The 16,991-nt window shown below is 70.6% G+C and carries 18 protein-coding genes; 3 read left to right on the plus strand and 15 right to left on the minus strand.

The genetic code is table 11. The features are described from left to right. Positions 1-42 precede the first annotated feature (42 nt). Entirely contained in the window at positions 43-369 is a 327-nt protein-coding gene (locus tag STH_RS02375) for an AzlD domain-containing protein (protein ID WP_011194590.1), read from the minus strand. Further along, positions 369-1,073 (minus strand): AzlC family ABC transporter permease, encoded by a 705-nt coding sequence (locus tag STH_RS02380; protein ID WP_011194591.1) that lies wholly within the window; start codon positions 1,071-1,073, stop codon positions 369-371. The genes STH_RS02375 and STH_RS02380 overlap by 1 nt, the downstream gene beginning before the upstream one ends. Before the next feature lie 600 nt (positions 1,074-1,673). Here STH_RS02380 and STH_RS02385 point away from each other — a divergent pair. After that, positions 1,674-1,922 (plus strand): hypothetical protein, encoded by a 249-nt coding sequence (locus STH_RS02385; protein WP_043713098.1) that lies wholly within the window; start codon positions 1,674-1,676, stop codon positions 1,920-1,922. Positions 1,923-2,021: 99 nt separating this feature from the next. Here the strand turns inward: STH_RS02385 and STH_RS02390 are convergent, their stop codons facing one another. After that, on the minus strand, positions 2,022-2,852 hold the full coding sequence (locus STH_RS02390) for a deoxyribonuclease IV (RefSeq protein ID WP_011194593.1): 831 nt from the start codon (positions 2,850-2,852) through the stop codon (positions 2,022-2,024). Between the two features lie 92 nt (positions 2,853-2,944). After that, positions 2,945-3,703 carry an RDD family protein gene (locus tag STH_RS18640; RefSeq protein ID WP_011194594.1) on the minus strand — a complete coding sequence of 253 codons (759 nt, stop codon included), beginning with the start codon at positions 3,701-3,703 and terminating at the stop codon, positions 2,945-2,947. Between the two features lie 30 nt (positions 3,704-3,733). Here STH_RS18640 and STH_RS02400 point away from each other — a divergent pair, with 30 nt between their 5' ends. Next, a complete protein-coding gene (locus STH_RS02400) occupies positions 3,734-4,759 on the plus strand; it encodes a stage II sporulation protein M (RefSeq protein ID WP_050742064.1) in 1,026 nt (341 codons plus the stop codon). Here the strand turns inward: STH_RS02400 and STH_RS02405 are convergent. The 11 genes from STH_RS02405 to STH_RS02455 form a co-directional block, all read right to left on the minus strand. Further along, the gene (locus STH_RS02405) at positions 4,737-6,050 is read right to left on the minus strand and encodes a DUF58 domain-containing protein (protein WP_043713101.1); all 1,314 of its coding nucleotides are present in this window, start codon (positions 6,048-6,050) and stop codon (positions 4,737-4,739) included. The two genes, STH_RS02400 and STH_RS02405, sit on opposite strands and share 23 nt — an antisense overlap. After that, entirely contained in the window at positions 6,050-7,006 is a 957-nt protein-coding gene (locus STH_RS02410) for an AAA family ATPase (RefSeq protein WP_011194597.1), read from the minus strand. The genes STH_RS02405 and STH_RS02410 overlap by 1 nt, the downstream gene beginning before the upstream one ends. Next, positions 6,984-7,613, minus strand: coding sequence for a hypothetical protein (locus STH_RS02415; protein ID WP_011194598.1), 630 nt, complete (start codon positions 7,611-7,613; stop codon positions 6,984-6,986). Before STH_RS02415 ends, STH_RS02410 begins: the two co-directional genes overlap by 23 nt. A gap of 29 nt (positions 7,614-7,642) precedes the next feature. After that, the gene (locus STH_RS19280) at positions 7,643-8,128 is read right to left on the minus strand and encodes a DUF4350 domain-containing protein (RefSeq protein ID WP_083765908.1); all 486 of its coding nucleotides are present in this window, start codon (positions 8,126-8,128) and stop codon (positions 7,643-7,645) included. Then, entirely contained in the window at positions 8,065-9,069 is a 1,005-nt protein-coding gene (locus STH_RS18245; RefSeq protein WP_011194600.1) for a DUF4129 domain-containing protein, read from the minus strand. The genes STH_RS19280 and STH_RS18245 overlap by 64 nt, the downstream gene beginning before the upstream one ends. Then, entirely contained in the window at positions 9,066-9,992 is a 927-nt protein-coding gene (locus STH_RS02430) for a hypothetical protein (RefSeq protein WP_011194601.1), read from the minus strand. The genes STH_RS18245 and STH_RS02430 overlap by 4 nt, the downstream gene beginning before the upstream one ends. Before the next feature lie 122 nt (positions 9,993-10,114). Next, a complete protein-coding gene (locus STH_RS02435; RefSeq protein WP_043713105.1) occupies positions 10,115-11,224 on the minus strand; it encodes a polyamine ABC transporter substrate-binding protein in 1,110 nt (369 codons plus the stop codon). Positions 11,225-11,250: 26 nt separating this feature from the next. After that, positions 11,251-12,024 carry an ABC transporter permease gene (locus STH_RS02440; RefSeq protein ID WP_011194603.1) on the minus strand — a complete coding sequence of 258 codons (774 nt, stop codon included), beginning with the start codon at positions 12,022-12,024 and terminating at the stop codon, positions 11,251-11,253. Beyond that, complete coding sequence (locus STH_RS02445) at positions 12,021-12,872, minus strand: ABC transporter permease (protein WP_043713108.1); 852 nt, start codon at positions 12,870-12,872, stop codon at positions 12,021-12,023. The genes STH_RS02440 and STH_RS02445 overlap by 4 nt, the downstream gene beginning before the upstream one ends. Continuing rightward, entirely contained in the window at positions 12,869-13,915 is a 1,047-nt protein-coding gene (locus STH_RS02450) for an ABC transporter ATP-binding protein (protein ID WP_011194605.1), read from the minus strand. Before STH_RS02450 ends, STH_RS02445 begins: the two co-directional genes overlap by 4 nt. A gap of 184 nt (positions 13,916-14,099) precedes the next feature. Further along, complete coding sequence (locus STH_RS02455; protein ID WP_043713110.1) at positions 14,100-14,300, minus strand: hypothetical protein; 201 nt, start codon at positions 14,298-14,300, stop codon at positions 14,100-14,102. Positions 14,301-14,521: 221 nt separating this feature from the next. On the opposite strand from STH_RS02455, the gene STH_RS02460 reads away from it, so the two are divergent. After that, positions 14,522-16,990 (plus strand): DNA internalization-related competence protein ComEC/Rec2, encoded by a 2,469-nt coding sequence (locus tag STH_RS02460; RefSeq protein WP_043713114.1) that lies wholly within the window; start codon positions 14,522-14,524, stop codon positions 16,988-16,990. Position 16,991 lies beyond the last annotated feature (1 nt).

Genomic DNA, 16,991 nt, shown 5'->3' on the forward strand with positions numbered 1-16,991 from the left:
GCGAACCCGGGGAGGCCCTCGGGAGGGACGGGGCTGCCGGCTTCAGGCAAAGGCCCGCAGCAGGGCCATCGCCGCGATGCCGGCGAGTACCGTGCCCATCAGGCTCCGGGTCCAGATGGCCACTGCGAACGCAGGGAGGGCTGCCAGCAAGGCCGGGTTGCCCGGGGGCAGGGAAAGCTGCCCGCCGTCGAGCAAGAGGCCCTGGGCGAGCAGGGCTGAGAGCACCGCCGCCGGGATGAACTCCAGCCACCGCAGCACCAGCGGCGGCAGCCTGAACCGGCTCAGCACCACGATCGGCAGCATCCGGGGCAGGTAGGTGACCAGGGCCATGCCGAGGAAGAGCAGAAGCACCTCCGTGCGGACGGTCATCACCGGAGCATCACCCCCACGGTGGCGGCGACGACGGTCGCGACGATCACGCCCCAGCTGGGCTGGCCGAGCAGCCCCATCGCCACGGCCAGGGCCGCGGCCACGAGGGCGGCGACCCGGCGGCTGCCCGCCTCCTCGCCCCGCAGGTTGGGAACCAGCAGGCCGATGAACATCGCTGAGAGGGCGAAGTCGAGCCCGAGGGCCTCCTGGTTGGTCGCGATGCCGCCCGCCAGCGCCCCGGCGACCGACGCGGCGATCCAGCTCGCCTGAGACGTGATGTGCAGCCCCGCCACAAAGCCAGGGCCGATGGGGCGTCCGCGGAGCACGGAGGCGTTCACCGCGAAGGTCTCGTCGGTGATGCCGTAGGCGAGCAGGGCGTTGACCGCGGGGTGGTTCCGCCGGAACGACGGCAGGAGGGCGGTGCTCAGCAGGAGGTGCCGCAGGTTGACCAGGAAGGTCGTGGAGATGATGGCGGGAGCCGCGGCGCCGGCGGCGAACATCTCCGCGCCGATGAATTGCGCGGAGCCGGCGTACACAAGCAGCGACATGAGCCCCACCTCTGCGACCGAGAAGCCGGCGGTCTGGGCGAGGACGCCGAACGCGAAGCCGATGGGCAGGTAACCGAGGACGATGGGCAGCGCAGCCCGGCTGCCCGCGGTGAAGGTCGCCGGCGGCAGACTGGGCAGCGTCTGCGTTGTGGCCATGCGGGGGACACCTCCAGGGTCTGTGAAGTAACCGTATCTATTTGACTTCAAAGCATTAAAATCCTACATGGTTTTGGTGGGTTGGGGAGCCCGGGCCGGGACCCAGCCGCCGCGCCGCCGGAGGGTGGCGGAAGCGCCCAATCGGGTGCAGGGTGGCTTCATGGGCTCCGGCTGCGAAGGGGCGGGTCGAGGAAACGCTTCACGCTGTTCCTGAAGCCACGCGCGGCAGGGATCCCTCGGATGAACGCTCCGAGGGACCCTGCCGCATCGCGTTTTTGCGGAACACGCGCTTGCTTGGGCATCCGAGGCGCCGTGGAGGGAGCCGCACGCGGAATGGACAGAGCGGCTGGCCAGGGCAAGGATCCGGGGCCGGAAGGCATCGGCACGGATGTGCACTTCCGTGAAACCGCGGAGTGGTGCGGGTCTCGGGGATCGTGTTACCCGGAGCCCTTGTCGCAGAAGGGTGATCGAAAAGTGCGCATTCGTGTCACTGAAGGCCGGGATGGGGGTCGAGGGCGTTGAGCGTGTCCAGGGTGGCCGTCAGGACCGGCGGCGACGTGGAGCCGAAGCTCCCGGCCCGGATTGCCCGCTGGCGTCCCGGTGAGCCTCTGGAACGCGGAGGGCAACGAACTGGCGGTGATGGAGCTGAAGCAGTCGTACCCGTCGCTGGTCATCGCCGTACCGGGCCTGGTGCTGGGAGAGCCGTACGCCATCCACGCCGGCGAAGGAAAAGCGGTCGGCGTTCCAGATGATGGTCACTTTGTCGGCTGGGAAGCCCGCCGTCCGACCTGGCTGACCGGGGCGGGTGTCACCACGGCGCCCCGCACCTTCCCGGGCTGGCGACGGTGAGATGGCTGCAACGCCAGACCCCCACCTGGCAACTGCCGGGTGGGGGTCTGCTTTCCTTCAGGCCGCGGCGGTCAGGGGCGGCCCATGGCACCGGACCGGCTACTGCAGCAGCGACCGGGCATAGGCGATCTCGGGACCGTATTCCGCCTCGTCCTTCACCGGGGTTTCCAGCACGACGGGCAGGCCCTCGAAGGCGCCCGAGCGCAGCAGGGTCGCGATGCCCGCTTCGCCCAGGAACCCCTTGCCCAGGTTGGCGTGCCGGTCCTTGCGGCTGCCGTGGTCGAACTTGGAGTCGTTCAGGTGGACGGCCCTCAGGAGGCCCCAGTAGCCGATCGCGCGAGCGTGCGCGACGAAGTCCTCCCAGTCCTCGGGCCGGTAGATGCCGGCCGCGAAGGCGTGACAGGTGTCGAAGCAGAAGGCGATGCGCTCAGGCTGCTCCACCCGGCTGCGCACCTCCATCAGCTCCTCCAGGTGGGTGCCCAGTTCGGAGCCCATCCCGGCGGTGTTTTCCAACAGCAGCGGGCACGAGCCGGTGTAGGCCTCCAGCAGCCGGTTCAGCGTCTCCACCATGCGGGCTCTGCCGTACGCCTCGCCCTCGCCCACGTGCTTGCCCATGTGGCAGACACAGCCGATGGCGCCGTAGGCCTCGGCGTTCTCCAGGTCCTGCTTCAGGGAGGCGATGGAGATGGCCTGCAGCTCCGGATCCGGGGTGGAGAGGTTGGTGATGTACGGCGCGTGGGCAACCGCCACCAGGCCGTACTCCGCCATGAGGGCCCGGCCCCGGGCTGCCGCTTCGGGGTCGGCGGACTTGCCCTTGAATCCGCGCGGGTTCTTGGTGAAGAACTGGAACGCTTCGCAGCCCAGCCTGTGGGCGTTCTCCACGGCCTGGGGGAATCCCTTGCTGATGCTGATGTGGCACCCGAGCTTCACGACGTTCACCTCGATCGTTCAGTATGCCTCGTCCGGGCGGTCATCCCCACCCGGGATCCGGGCCGGCCGGGGCGCGAACTGTCGCCCCGGCCTCAGCGAGCGCGCACGTACAGGACCTCCTCGATGAAATCCTCCGGGACCGGCGGCAGCGGGTCGGGCCAGCCCATCCGCGCGGCGAGCCCCCGCGCCACCTGCTCCGCCACCCGGCTCCGGGCAGAGACGTGCAGCTGGTGCCGCCGCTGCCAGAAACCGCGGGCGGGTGCCAGATCCTCTTCACGCAGCCGCAGCGCGTACTCCCGCAGCTTGTTCAGGTCCGTCTGCGGCGGGTGGGAAAGCGCCTTTGGCACCTCCGGCGCCTCCGCAGGCCGATCGCGCACGACCACCGTGCCGGCGGCCAGATCCCCCAGCCGCTGCCTGCGCCCGGTGGCCAGGATGCAGATGGCCCCGATGAGGTAGTAGCCGGGGAGATAGTCGACGATCCGCAGCAGGTTCCGGATGACCGCCTGCAGGAAGGTGACCGGCATGCCGCTCACCTGGACCACGCGGATCCCGGCCACCCGCTTGCCGATGGTCTGGCCGTTCCACAGCGCCTCGAAGAGCATCTTGTACAGGAAGAACAGGAGAGCGACGGCCAGAAGCAGAATTGCGAGGAAAGCGGAGCCGATGAGGTCGAAGCCTTCGCCGAGATCGGTCCACAAGGCCGCCGATGGCAGCGCGACCAGGAGCACGGCGAAGAGGACGGCGTACTGGATCGCGGCGTCGATCAAGGCGGCCAGGAACCGGCTTCCGAGGCCGACCGGCTCCAGCGCCAGGTCCACGCTCTCCGGCGTGTCGATGCGAATCGGGTCCATGGCGCTCACCTCAGGGGAGGGCTGTCTTCCGTGAATCAGGATCAGTTCGTGGCCAGGCGGCAGGAGGCCTGGCAAGAGCTGGCCGGGATCCTGGCCGCGGCCGAGCGCCGGGGGCCCCGCCGGCTCTCGCTGGAGCAGGTGGAGCGGTTGGGGTTGCTCTACCGCCGGGCGGCTTCCGACCTGGCCTACGCCCGGACCTACTTCCCGAACGGGCAGGCCACGGCCTATCTGAACCAGCTGGTGTCCCGGGCCCACAACCTCATCTACGCGGAGGAGCCGCAGCGGCTGCGCTCGCTGTGGCGGCTTTTCGCGCACACCGTCCCGGCCACTGTCCGGGGGGCCTGGCGGCCCCTCCTGCTCTCTGCCGTCCTGATGGGGCTGGGCGGGCTCGTGGGCTTTTTCGCCATCCTGTCCGACCCCAACCTGGCCGAGGCGCTGGTGCCGCCGGAGCTGCGCCATCACGAGGCGACCGCGCCGGACGGAGACATCTTCCCGGTGCAGTTCCGCTCCCTGATCGGCACCGCCATTCTGATCAACAACGTCCGGGTCGGCGTAATGGCCTTCGGCCTGGGAATCACCCTGGGCGTCGGCACCGCGCTGGTGCTCCTCTACAACGGCCTGATCGTCGGCGCGCTGGCCGCCCACTACTTCCGGGCGGGCCTGTCCTTCTCCTTCTGGGCGCTCATCCTGCCCCACGGGGTCCTGGAGCTGATGGCGCTCTTCCTCGCAGGCGCCGCCGGCTTCTGCCTGGGCTGGCCCCTCGTCGCGCCCGGGCGGCTGACCCGCGGGGCGGCCTTCCGGTCGGGCGCCCGGCGGGCGGGGATTCTGATCCTCGGCTCGCTGCCCCTCTTTATGGTCGCCGCCGCCATCGAGGGCTTCATCACCCCGATGGGCAGCCTCTCCGAGTGGGGCAAGTACGGCGTGGCCCTCGTGACCGGCGCGCTGGGCGTCGCCTACTGGGCCCTGGGAGGGAGGCGGGCGGCCGGCGCCCCTGCTGATACAGACGCTCAGGCACCGCCGGCCGGAACGGGTTCTACAGCCGCCCCTGTTCCTTGATCTGCAGGTACTGGTTCACCACCGCCGCCGAGAAGGAGGACGGCGGCACGTCGATCACCAGCACGCCGCTGCGCTGCAGCCTGGCCCGGGTCTCGGCCCGCTGTGCCAGGACCTCCAGCGCAGTGGCCTTTTCGTATGCCTGCTGGGCGTTCTCGGGTATGCAGCGGCTGAGGGCGAGCAGGGCGGGATCGGTCAGCGTGACGACGAGCACCAGGTGGCGGGCCGCCAAGGCGCTCAGGTGCGCCGTGAGCCCCCGGTTGATCTCCGGATCGACCAGGTCGGTGAAGAGCACCAGCAGGGACCGCCTGCGGTGCCGGGCGGCGAACCAGCCCAGCATACGGCCGTAGTCGGGCTCGACCTGTTCGGGCTGAAGGTCGTAAAGGGACTCCAGCATGGCCATCACCTGCCGCCGCCCCTTCCGCGGCGGCACGAAGGCCTTCACCTCGCCGCCGAAGAGCATCAGCCCCACCTGGTCGCCCCGCTCCGCGGCCACCGTCGCCAGAAGCATCGCCGCGTTGAGCACGTAGTCCAGGCGGGAGAGCCCCTGGATCTGCGGGATCATCAGCCGGCCGGCGTCGACCAGCAGCATAATGGGCTGGGAGCGGTCGACCTGGTAGAGGTTGGTGACCAGGCTGCCCCGGCGGGCGGTCGCCGGCCAGTTGATGGCCCGGAACTCGTCCCCCTCCTGGTACTCCCGCAGCGATTCGAACTCGGTGCCGGCTCCCCGCAGGCGGGCCCGCTTCAGCCCTTCCATCTGGCGGCCCTGCCGCATCGCGACCTCGTACTGGCGCACCGCCAGGAGGTTCGGGTAAACCCGGACCTCGTCGGTGATCGGCCACGTGATCATGCGGTTCCAGAGCCCCAGCCGCGAGCGGTACCGGCCGTGGAGGGGGCCGATCGCGTACCGCCCGCGCCGCCCGGGCCGGACCCGGTATCCGACCTCCACCCATGCGCCCTCCTCCAGCCGCACCACCGGCCACTCCCCCGCCGGCTCCAGGTGGAGCGGCAGGTCGTCGCACACCTCCAGGGTCACGGGGGCGCCTTGGCAGCGGAACGCGAGGCGAACGGGGTTCTCCTCCCCCAGGGAGAGGGGGTTCTCCACGCGCCGCTCCGCCTCGATGGTGCGCCGGGATGCGGCCAGATCCGCCAGCGCAACCCCGGTGAGCGCCGCCGCCAGCGCCAGGCTGAGCCAGAGCAGGCCGGGGAAGAGCGCCGGCAGGGCCGCCAGGGCGAGGAGGAGGGGCAGGCGGGGCGTGGGGCTGAAGCGCACGGTGACGCGGTCGGCCCTCATCAACGTGGGACCGGCTGGGACTGGAGGATCTGCTCCAGCACCTGGTCGGCCCGCACCCCCTCGACCTCGGCCTCAGGTCGCAGGATTACCCGGTGGCGCAGGACGGGCGCCGCCATCTCCTTGATGTCGTCGGGCACCACGTAGTCCCGTCCGCGGATGAGCGCCAGCGACTGGGCGCACACCAGGAGGGCGACGGCGCCGCGCGGGCTTGCCCCCACCGCGAGGGTCGACCACGCACGCGTGGCCCGCACGATCCGGTTGATGTAGTCCAGCACCTCGGGTTCCACCGTGACGCTCCGGTGGGCCGAACGGAGCGCCAGCAGCCCCGGCCCGTCCAGCACCCGGCCGATCCCCGCGCGGTCCAGCTCCTGGGCGCGGAACCCGCGGTAGTGCCGCTCCAGGATCGCCCGCTCCTCCTCGGCGGCGGGGTAGTCCATCTGGATCTTCATGAGGAACCGGTCCAGCTGCGCCTCGGGCAACGGGTAGGTGCCCTCGTACTCGATGGGGTTCTGGGTGGCGATGACCATGAACGGCTCGGGCAGGGGGTAGGGCTGGCCGTCCAGGGTCACCTGCCGCTCCTCCATCGCCTCCAGCAGGGCGGACTGGGTCTTGGGCGGGGTGCGGTTGACCTCGTCGGCCAGGAGCAGGTTGGTGAAGACCGGGCCGCGCCGCACCTCGAAGGTCAGGTCCCTGGGGTTGAAGACCGTGGTGCCCACCACGTCGGCGGGCATCAGGTCGGGCGTGAACTGGATGCGCCGGAAGCTGACCCCCAGAGCCTGCGCCAGGCTGCGCACCAGGAGGGTCTTGGCCAGGCCCGGCACGCCCTCAATGAGCACGTGACCGCCGGCCAGCAGGGCCACCAGCAGCTGCTCGATCACCTGGTCCTGGCCGACGATGACCTTTCGGAGCTCGGCCTCGATGCGGCGCAGGGTCTCAACCGTCTCGGTAAGTGGCATGCTCGATTCTCCTCCGCAGCTTCTCCGCCTGCCGGGCCAGATCGATGAGCTCGGCGTCGGCGGGGATGTGGTTCAGGTCCGCGGTGCGTTCCAGGAGCCGCTCGATCTCTCCGGCCGGCACGCCGCACCGGGCCGCCGCGCGTCCGGCGATCTCCCCGTGGCTCAGCCCCTCCGCACCGCCGGTCAGCCGGCTGAGCTCCGTGCGGAGCGAACGGTGCAGGGCGCGCAGGACCACGGCGCGGGCCCCGGCCCGGCGGTACAGCCGGCTCATGGAGTGCACGTACTCCACCGCCGCCCGCGGCGGGCGTTCCGGCGCCGGCAGCGGCGAGCCGAACCGGGCGCCGTAGGACCAGAACAGGAGGGCGACCGCGGCCGCGAGCATCAGCCCGAAGGCCTGCAGGGATCCCCGCAGGACCTGCCACCAGTGGGTTGGCGCGACGAACCCGTGGTGGTACTCGTCGAAGGCGACCTGTCCCCCGTCGGGGGGCAGCAGGATCTGCAGGGCCAGATCCAGGTTCTGGGCCTCTCCGATGCGAGCATTGCTGAGCCAGGCGGTGTCCGCCGACCAGAAGATCCGGCCCTCGCCCACCCGCCAGGAGACCAGCACGGGCCGGCCTTCCTCGTCCTTCAGGTGGATCAGCCGCTCCCCCGGGCGCCGCCGAAGCGGCCGCTGCCCACGGAGACCGCACGGATCCCCAGGGTGGCCGGGTGAGGGGCCGCCGGGCGGGCCGTGCCTTCCGCCGCCGGCTGGAAGGTGCCCCTGAACCCGGAAAGCGGTCCGCCCACCAGCGCCGTTCCGCCGGCGAACACCCACGCCTCCAGGGCGTCCACCTCGTCGGGATCCAGGCCGTCCACGTTCCACACGACCAGCCGGTCCACGGAGCCGTCCAGCCGGTCCAGCGGCAGGGTCCAGCGCCGCGCCGCCCCCTGGTCGGCCAGGACGGCGTAGATGGCGGAAAGCCCTTCCGGCGTCTGCGCCCAGGACGAGCCGGCCGGCGCGAGCCGGGCGCGGGGCTGAGGGTCTCCGCCGAAGAGGACGGAAACGAAGATCAGCGCGATCAGGCCGACGATGACGGCCCAGGTGTCGCCGCGCTTCCGGATGTGGCATCCCCCTCTCGCCAGAGCTGCATCACCAGGGACTCTGCCTGCCGGAACTCGTCCGCCCGGGCCGGCCGGCCGCCGTAGAGGAGCCCTTCGAGCAGGTCATGCAGGCTGCGCAGGGCCGGGACGAGATCCGGCCGCCGGCGGGCCAGCTGCCGCTCATGTTCCCGGTCGGTCTGTGCGGGCTGGTAGCGGATAATCCCCAGCCCGTCCAGGTGCTGGAGCAGCGCCAGGTGGGACAGCCGTACCGCGGCGAGGTAGTCGCTGCGGTCGGCGGCCTCCTGCGCCGCGTGCAGCAGCTCCGCCGGCGTCGGCGGGCGGGCGGGTTCCGTACGGCGGCCCTCCCGCCAGGTCCCTTCGGTTCCCGCTCCGTGACCGGTCAGGCCGCGGTAGAGGGCGAATCCGGCCCAGGCCAAGGCCAGGGCCCCGACGGCGCCGCCGATCCACCAGACCGACGGCGGCACCGGCCCCAGTTCCTTCCCTTGCAGCGGCCGGGTGAACAGGCCAAGGACCCACTCGCGGGCCCGGTCCAGCAGCGACTGGCCGGCCACCTGCGCCAGCGCGCGGTCCAGGGATGCGCGGGCGCCCGGCGCATGGACGGGTTCGGCCTCCACCAGGTCCGCGGCCGCGTGCAGGTGCTCCGCAAGCAACCCCCGGGCACGGGACAGCGCCTCGGGATCCTCCGCGGCCCCGCGCAGCGAGTCCATCAGGTCCGTAAGATCGGCCTCCACGTCGCCGGCGTCGGCCCACACCGCGTCCACGCCGGACAGGCGGTCGGCCGCGGCGTAGATCCTGCGCCGCGCCGCGGTCTCGTCCCCCTGCTGTGCCAGCCGCTCGGCCTCATCCAGGAGCGCAGCCGCCTCCTCCAGCCGGCCGGCGTACGCCCCGGCCGGCAGCGGGGCAGACGCGGCCGCCGACGGCAGCCACAGCACGAGAAGAAGGGTGGCCAGCGCCCGCCTCATGGCTGGAAGTCCCCGGTGGCGGACTCCGCCTGCTGCCGGGCCATCCACTCCAGATCGTACCCCTCCCTGCGGACCCGGGTGTCGAAGTAGACGACGGTGAGGCCGACCGCCATGAACGGGGTGATGAAGGTGGCCGCCAACCCTTCCACCAGCGTCAGCAGCGTGAAGGGCAGGAAGGACCCGGTGATGGCGGTGACGATGCCCGCCGCGAAGCTGGAAGGACCGACCACGATGTAGCTGAGCAGGGTGCTCAGCAGCCAGAAGACAATCCCCGTGCCCAGCAGCGGCCAGAAGCGGGAGCGGACCAGCTCGAAGGAGCGGCCGATGGCGCTGCCCGCGCCCTTCTGCTCCACCACCACGGCGTGGCCCGTGAAGACCGTGAAGGTGGCCAGGGCGATCAGCCCTACGGGGATGGTGAGGAAGGCGAGCACCAGCAGCCCGGCCAGCGCGAGCAGGGGGACGGCGGCGATCCACATGAGGACGAGGAGCGCGTGGGATCCGAGCATCGCACCGTAACGGGTCGCCCCCACCCGGAACGACTCGCCCACGGAGACGGGCGGCATGTGCAGTACGGCCCGCGTCGCGGCGTCCAGAAGGGCGCCCTTGTACAGCGGGTAGAGCAGGAGGATCGCCACCCACGAGACCACCATCAGCGAGCCCAGCCGCAGCACGCCCGAAAAGTCGCCCGCGTCGGCCGCGGCGAGGGCGCGGACCAGGGGGTTGCCGAACGGCCCCATCTGCAGGTCGGGCGAGAGCGACAGCACAAACAGCGAGTACAGCAGGCCGGGGGTGGCGCCGATCAGCCCCATCGGAAGCAGCGAGCGCCACGAACGGCCGAAAACCCGGAAGGTCTGGTCCAGGATCTGGCCCAGGTCCCGGGGCCTCAGGACGTCGTCGGCGGGAGCCGGGGAATGGGTGGACATGATTTGACCTCCTCAGAAAATCAGAAGGGATCTTACCAATTGTTCGTACTTTGGCAGCCGGGATCCTTCCCGCCCCTCCGCATGCAAGAAGCGGGGAGCGGTTTCCCGCTCCCCGCAGCGCATCAGCCTTTCACTTCGGTCCAGATCTGGTCGTAGATCTGGTTCATCTGGTCGCCCAGGTCGTCCAGCGACTCCGCGTTCCGCAGCCACTCCGCCGGCGGGTTGATGGCCGGGTTGGCCAGGTCCTCGGCGGAGATGTACGGCATGGCCGCCTTGTTGGGGTTGCCGTAGGGGTACTCGGCGGAGATGCGGGCGCTGACCACCGGATCCAGCAGGAAGTTGATGAACACCTCGGCGGTGTACTTGTGCGGCGCGTCCTTCGGGATCGCCACGTTGTCCACCCACATGGTCACGCCCTCGGGCGGCAGGATGAACTGGAACGCGTCGCTCTCCCGCATGACCAGGGCCGCCTCGCCGCTCCACACCACGCCGCCCCAGACCTCGCCGCCGAGCAGCAGATCCTTCGGGCTGTCGCTGTTGAAGGCCTTGACGTTGGGCTTCAGCGCCTTCAGCTTCTCCTTGGCCCGGGCCAGCGCATCCGGGTCGGTGGTGTTGACGCCGTACCCCTCGGTGCGCAGGGCGATGCCGATCATCTCACGGGCGTCGTCCGGCACGACCAGCCTCCCCTGGAACTCGGGGTTCCACAGGTCGGCCCAGGACGTCATCTGATCGGGGCTGATCTTCTCCGTGTTGATGACGATCCCCGTGGTGCCCCACACGTAGGGTACGGAGTACCTCAGCTCCGGGTCGTGGTCCAGCCCGCGGAAGCGGTCATCGATGTTCTTCAGGTTGGGGATGTTGGCGTGGTCCAGCTCCTCCAGCAGCCCTTCCCGGCGCAGCACCTTGATCATGTAGATCTCCGGGATGATGATGTCGTAGCCCGAGGCGCCGGCCTTCAGCTTGGCGTGCATCTCCTCGTTGCTGGAGTAGGTGTCGTAGTTGACCCGGACGTTGTAGACCCGCTCGAACTCGCGGATGATCGACTGCGGCAGGTACTCCGTCCAGGTAAAGACGTTGAGCTCGGCGGAGAGCCGGCTCATGTCCACGCTCGGATCCCGCTCGGGCCGGGGCAGGTCAGACGCTGCGCCCGTGCTCCCTCCGACTGAGCAGCCCGACAGGGCCACGGCCGCCACCAGCAGGGCGGCCAGCGCGAACCCCACACGCTTCTTCATTCCGTTCTTTTCCTCCCGCAAGCATACTAGATTCGGTTCTCCGTCAGCCGGAGGTACAGAGTGGTGGCAATCCCCGTCACCAGCACCATGATGGTGGACAGGGCGTTCACCTCAGGGGTCAGGCCGGTCTTCATCATCCCGTAGACGCGCAGGGGCAGGGTGGTGGCCCCGGGGCCCGCGGTGAAGAACGAGAGGATGAAGTCGTCCAGCGACAGGGTGAAGGAAAGCAGGATGGCGGCGACGATGGCCGGCATGAGGAGGGGCAGGGTCACGTAGCGCAGGGTCTGCCACGGGGTGGCGCCCAGGTCGCGGGCCGCTTCCTCCAGGCGTTCGTCCATGTCGCTCAGCCGAGCCCGCAGCACCAGGACCACGTACGAGATCGAGGTCCCCACGTGTGCAGCCAGGATCGTGCCCAGGCCGAGGGAGATCCCGAGAGCCGTGAACAGGACCAGCGCGCCCACGCCAAGCACGATGTCGGGCAGAACCAGGGGCACGTACAGCAGCCCCTCAATCCAGACCCGGCCGGGGATGTGGCGCCTGTGCAGGGCGAGCGCCGCTGCCGTGCCCAGGGCCGTGGCGATGACCGCGGTGGCGGCAGCGATGATCAGGCTGTTCTTGACCGCCTCCCACAGCAGCCGGTTCTGAAAGAGCCGCACGTACCAGTCCAGCGTGAAGCCCTTCCAGACCGCGCTGGTCCGTGAGCTGTTGAACGACAGAATGACAAGCAGGAAGATGGGCAGGTAGAGGAACCCATACACCAGTGCGGCGTGGAGCCGCAGCAAGCCGCTGCCCCGCTTCACCGCTTCACCTCCCCGCCGTCGATGCGCCCGGCCCGCTGCACCAGCAGCGCGACCACGAGCACCACCGCGGTCAGGGCCAGTGCGACGGCCGCGCCGAAGGGCCAGTTGCGCGCCTGCAGGAACTGGTTCTGGATCAGGTTGCCAATCATGATCGAGCGGGCGCCGCCCATGAGGTCGGGAACCAGGTACATGCCGAAGGCGGAGATGAAGACCATCATCCCTCCGACCAGGACGCCGGGCCGGGAGAGCGGCCAGGTCACCGACCAGAACGCCGTCCACGGGTTCGCGCCCAGGTCCTGCGCGGCGGCCAGCAGTCGCTCGTCCAGCTTCTCCAGGTTCGCGTAGAGCGGGAGGACGAGCAGCGGGAGCAGGGTATAGACGAGTCCCACCTGCACCGCCGCCTCATTATAGAGAAGGGGGAGGGGGTCGTCAATCACCCCGATGGCCATCAGCAGCGAGTTGATGACCCCCTGCGCCCGCATGAGCACCATCAGGGCATATGTGCGGACCAGGAAGTTGGTCCAGAACGGGATGACCACCAGCAGGAGCAGCCGGCCGCGCCGCCGCATCGGGCTGCGGGCGATGTAGTAGGCCAGGGGGTAGCCCAGGAGCAGCGAAAGCAGTGTCGCCAGGGCCGCCTGCACCACCGAGCGCACGAAGATGCGCAGGTAGAGCGGGTCCAGCAGCCGGCTGTAGTGCGCCAGCGTGAACCCCTGGGGCCAGGGCGAGTCGGGGGCGATCTGAACCGCCAAGCTGTAGACCAGCATCAGGGCCATCGGCGCGGCGACCAGCGCCACGAGCCAGATCACGGTGGGGGCCAGCATGGCCCAGCCTGCCCGCCGGCTCATGGCGCCACCACCACGCAGTGCTCCGCGGCGAAGCGGAGCTCGACCTGGTCGCCGATATCCGGTCCCGGGCCTGCGGGCAGCAGAGCGGCCAGCCGTCGGCCGGCCACCTCCACCATCAGCCGGGTGCCGGTGCCGACGAAGAGCCGCTCGGCCACGATGCCGTGGACCCGGTTCTCCGCCGGCCGCGCCGGCTCCGTCGACCCGGGCCACCGGACCTGCACCTGCTCGGGGCGCAGCGCCACCGTCGTCTTGCCGGGCGACAGGTGGCGGCTCACCTGCAGGTGGTAGTCGCCCCACCGCAGCCGGCCGTTGGCCGCACCCTCGCCCTCCAGCAGGTTGGCCTCGCCCAGGAACTGCGCAACGAAGCGGGTGGCCGGGCGCAGGTAGACCTCCTCGGGAGTGCCGACCTGCTCCACCCGGCCGTTGCGCATCACCGCGATGCGGTCGGACATCGCGAGCGCTTCCTCCTGGTCGTGTGTCACATATAGGAAGGTCGCTCCCAGCTTGCGCTGGAGCTGCCTGAGTTCCACCTGCATCGCACGCCGCAGCTGGAGGTCCAGCGCCCCCAGCGGCTCGTCCAGCAGCAGCACCTTCGGCTCCATGACCAGGGCGCGCGCCAGGGCGACCCGCTGCTGCTGGCCTCCGGAGAGCTCATGGGGACGTCGGCTCCCCATGTCGCCCAGCCGAACCAACTCCAGGGCCTCCGCGACCCGCCGCCGGATCTCTGCCGGGGCTACCTTCTTCATGCGCAGGCCGAACGCGACGTTGTCGAATACGGTCATGTGCGGGAACAGCGCGTAGTGCTGGAAGACCGTATTGACGGGTCGCTTGTACGCTGGGAGTCCCTGAACCGGTCTGCCCGCCAGCCAGATCTCTCCGGAGGTGGGTTCCTCGAACCCGGCCAGCAGCCTGAGGGTCGTGGTCTTGCCGCAGCCGCTGGGCCCGAGAAGCGTCAGGAACTCGCCCGGACGAATTTCGAGGGTAAGATCGTTTAGGGCTTCGGTCGAATCGAACCGCTTCGACACGCCCCGAAACTCGACCATGTTGTTCGTAGCGACCTCACGCCTTTCTGCAAGAGTTGGGGCGTGTTCGCTCTGCCCGTCGGACAGAGCCACACGCCAGCCATCATCATTCGTCCTATGGGGGGGCGGTTCCTTCAAGTCAAGCACGTAAACCACAAAAAATAAACGGCCACCAGCGCTGGCTGGTGGCTGTAGCTCAATTATCCTATATTTCCATGGCCTTACGGGGGGAAATCACCCGCAGGTGCGCTCTGCCGCGGCGGCACGCGCGCCGCTTCGCGCGCCGCCGGCGCGGCGGTTGTGCGGGGGCCGGCAGGTCCATGATGACCATCGCGGCGATAACCGCCACGGCCATGAGGAGGAGGCAGAGGAGCAGATGGGTTTCGGGTGTCACCTGGAAGATCATGCGGATCGCCTCCTCGCACGAGCAGCTTGGACGGTTGTGTTCGTGAATTCTCGAACTAACTTGCCTACCTTTATTCTAGCTGCCGCCTTCTCTGGTGCCTATAGCCCGAATGCCCCATAAGTAACCATTCTGCAGGCGGGCCAGGGTACCGGCCCAAGGTGTAGCAGGAGAACGACCGGGCGTGCAGAAATTTCCATAAAATGGTTGTCGGAGGTCTACCCGTGCACAATCGTCCGGCGCTGCTCTTGGCGGTGGCCTTTGCGCTTGGCATCCTGGCCGCCGAGTGGGTGCGCCCCCATCCCGTGCTCTGCGCGGCGATCCTCGTGCCCTTGGCCGCGCTGGCGGCGGGGCGGAGGGGTGGGGCTCTGCTTCTGGCGGCGATCGCGCTTGCCGGTGCGGCGCGCTGGTCCTACGTGCAGACCGCGGGCAGGGGGAACCTGGACGCCTGGACCGACCGGCGGGTGACCCTCGTCGGCACGGTGGTGAGCGAGCCTGCGCTGCAGGAAGACGGACGCGTCACGTATATCGTCGCCGCGGAGGCGGCGCAGGGGCAGCCGGCCCGGGGGCGGGTGCGGGTGGCGCAGCGGGGCGGCACGGCACCCGCGTACGGGGAACGGGTCGCCGCGACCGGCGTCCTGACGCCGCCCGCACCGGCGCGCCGGCCGGGGGGATTCGACGAGGCCGCGTACCTGGCCCGCCAGTCGGTCTACCTGGTGATGGAGTCCGGCCCGGCCGAGCGGATGGGGCCGGGCCGGGTCGACTGGTTCCGGCGGGTTGCCGTGGCGACCAGGCTGCGGCTGGAGGCGGTGCTCCAACAGGCGTTGCCCGAGCGAGAGGCCGCCCTGATGGCCGGGCTGCTCTTCGGAAGCCGCGGCCACCTGCCGGAAGACGTCGCGGACGCCTTCCGCGGCGCGGGGGTCTTCCACTTGCTGGCGGTGAGCGGCGGCAACGTGGCCATGGTGGTCATGCCCCTGCTCTGGCTCCTGTACCGGGCGGGGTTGGGGCGCCGGGCCGCCGCCGCACTGGCGGTCCCCGCCGTGGTGTTCTTCATCTTCCTCACCGGCGCCAGCCCCTCGGTACTGCGGGCCGGGCTCATGGCGGTGCTGGTGCTGGCCGGGGACATCCTGGGGCGGGAGCGGGACGCGCTGAACACCCTGGGCGCAGCCGCGGCCCTGCTGCTCATGGGCGTGCCGGGGCTGCTGTTCGACCTGGGTTTCCAGCTCTCCGTGGCGGCCACGCTGGGCATTCTGCTGCTGGCGGGTCCCATCCGGGGGTGGCTGGAGCCGCGCCTGGCCCGGGCGTTGCCCGGCAAGCCTCCTTCGTGGCTGTCGGCCGGCCTGGCGGCAACCCTTGCCGCCCAGGCCCTGGTGGAGCCGCTCAGCCTGCACGCGTTCGGCCTGTTCTCTCCGGTGGGTCCCCTGGCCAACCTGGCGGTGATCCCGTACGTGGGGCTGCTGGTGCCCTTCGGGCTGGCGACGGTCCTGCTGGGCCTGTTCGCGCCGCCGGCCGTGTGGCTGCTGGGGGTCGCCGGGCGCGGGGCCCTGGTCGGCCTGGTGTACATGGTGAAGGCCCTGGCGTCGGTGCCGCTGGCTCAGGTCGATGTGGGGCGCCTGCCGCCGGGGTGGGCCCTCGGGTGGTACGCCGCCCTGGCCTGGGCGGCGTTGCCGGAGGCCCGCCGGATTCCGGCGGCGCTGTGGGCCCGGCTTCGGGCCTGCCGGCGGGCCGTGCGCGCGGGTGGCGCGCTTGCCGGCGCCCTCGCGCTGCTGGCGGCGGCCGGCGCGGCGCTCTCCTGGCGGCTTGCCCTGGCCGCGCCGCCGGACGCGCTGGAGCTCGTGGTCCTGGACGTCGGTCAGGGCGACGCCATCCTGGTGAAGGCGCCGGGGGACCACGCGGCGCTGGTCGACGCCGGACCCGCTTACGAGTTCGGGACGGGCGGAGGCAGGTTCGATGCCGGCGCGGCGGTGGTTGTGCCGCACCTCAGGCGAATCGGGGTCCGCCGCCTGGACCTCTTCGTTCTCACCCACCCCGACGTCGATCACGTGGGCGGGGCGGGAAGTGTGCTGCGGGCGCTCCCTGTGGGGCAGGTGCTCGTGAGCACCCCCCGGGCGGAGGAGGTTCACCACGTGTCCGCGCTGGAGACGGCCAGGGCGCTGGGGGTGCCCGTGCGGGTGCCGCAGGAGGGCGAGGTCCTGCGGTTGGGGGAGGAGGTGTTCCTGGAGGTCCTCGGGCCTCCGTCCCCGCCGATCACGGGCAGCCGCTCCGACGACAACGCCAACTGCGTGGCCCTGCGGGTGGTGTACCGGCAGGTTGCCTTCCTGCTGGCCTGCGACCTCGAGGCGGTCGCCGAGGAGCGGCTGGTGGAGCGGGGCCGCCTGCTGCGGGCGGACGTGCTGAAGGTGTCGCACCACGGCTCCCGCTTCTCGACCGGCGATCGGTTCCTGGAGGCCGTGCGCCCAAGGTACGCCGTCATCTCCGCCGGCGCGGGCAATCCTTTCGGCCACCCCCACGCCGACGTGCTCGATAGGCTGAGCCGGGCAGGCGCCGAGATCTGGCGCACGGACCGGCACGGCACGGTGACGGTGCGCACCGACGGCTTCCAGGTCCGGGTAGAAGGCAGCCGCGGGCGGCCTCCAGGCGCGCCGGGGCGGCCGCTCCTGCCGTGGAGCGGCCGCCTGATCGGAGTGTGGTGAC

Origin of the sequence: Symbiobacterium thermophilum IAM 14863 (assembly GCF_000009905.1) — a bacterium.
In the GTDB taxonomy this organism is placed as follows: domain Bacteria; phylum Bacillota; class Sulfobacillia; order Symbiobacteriales; family Symbiobacteriaceae; genus Symbiobacterium; species Symbiobacterium thermophilum.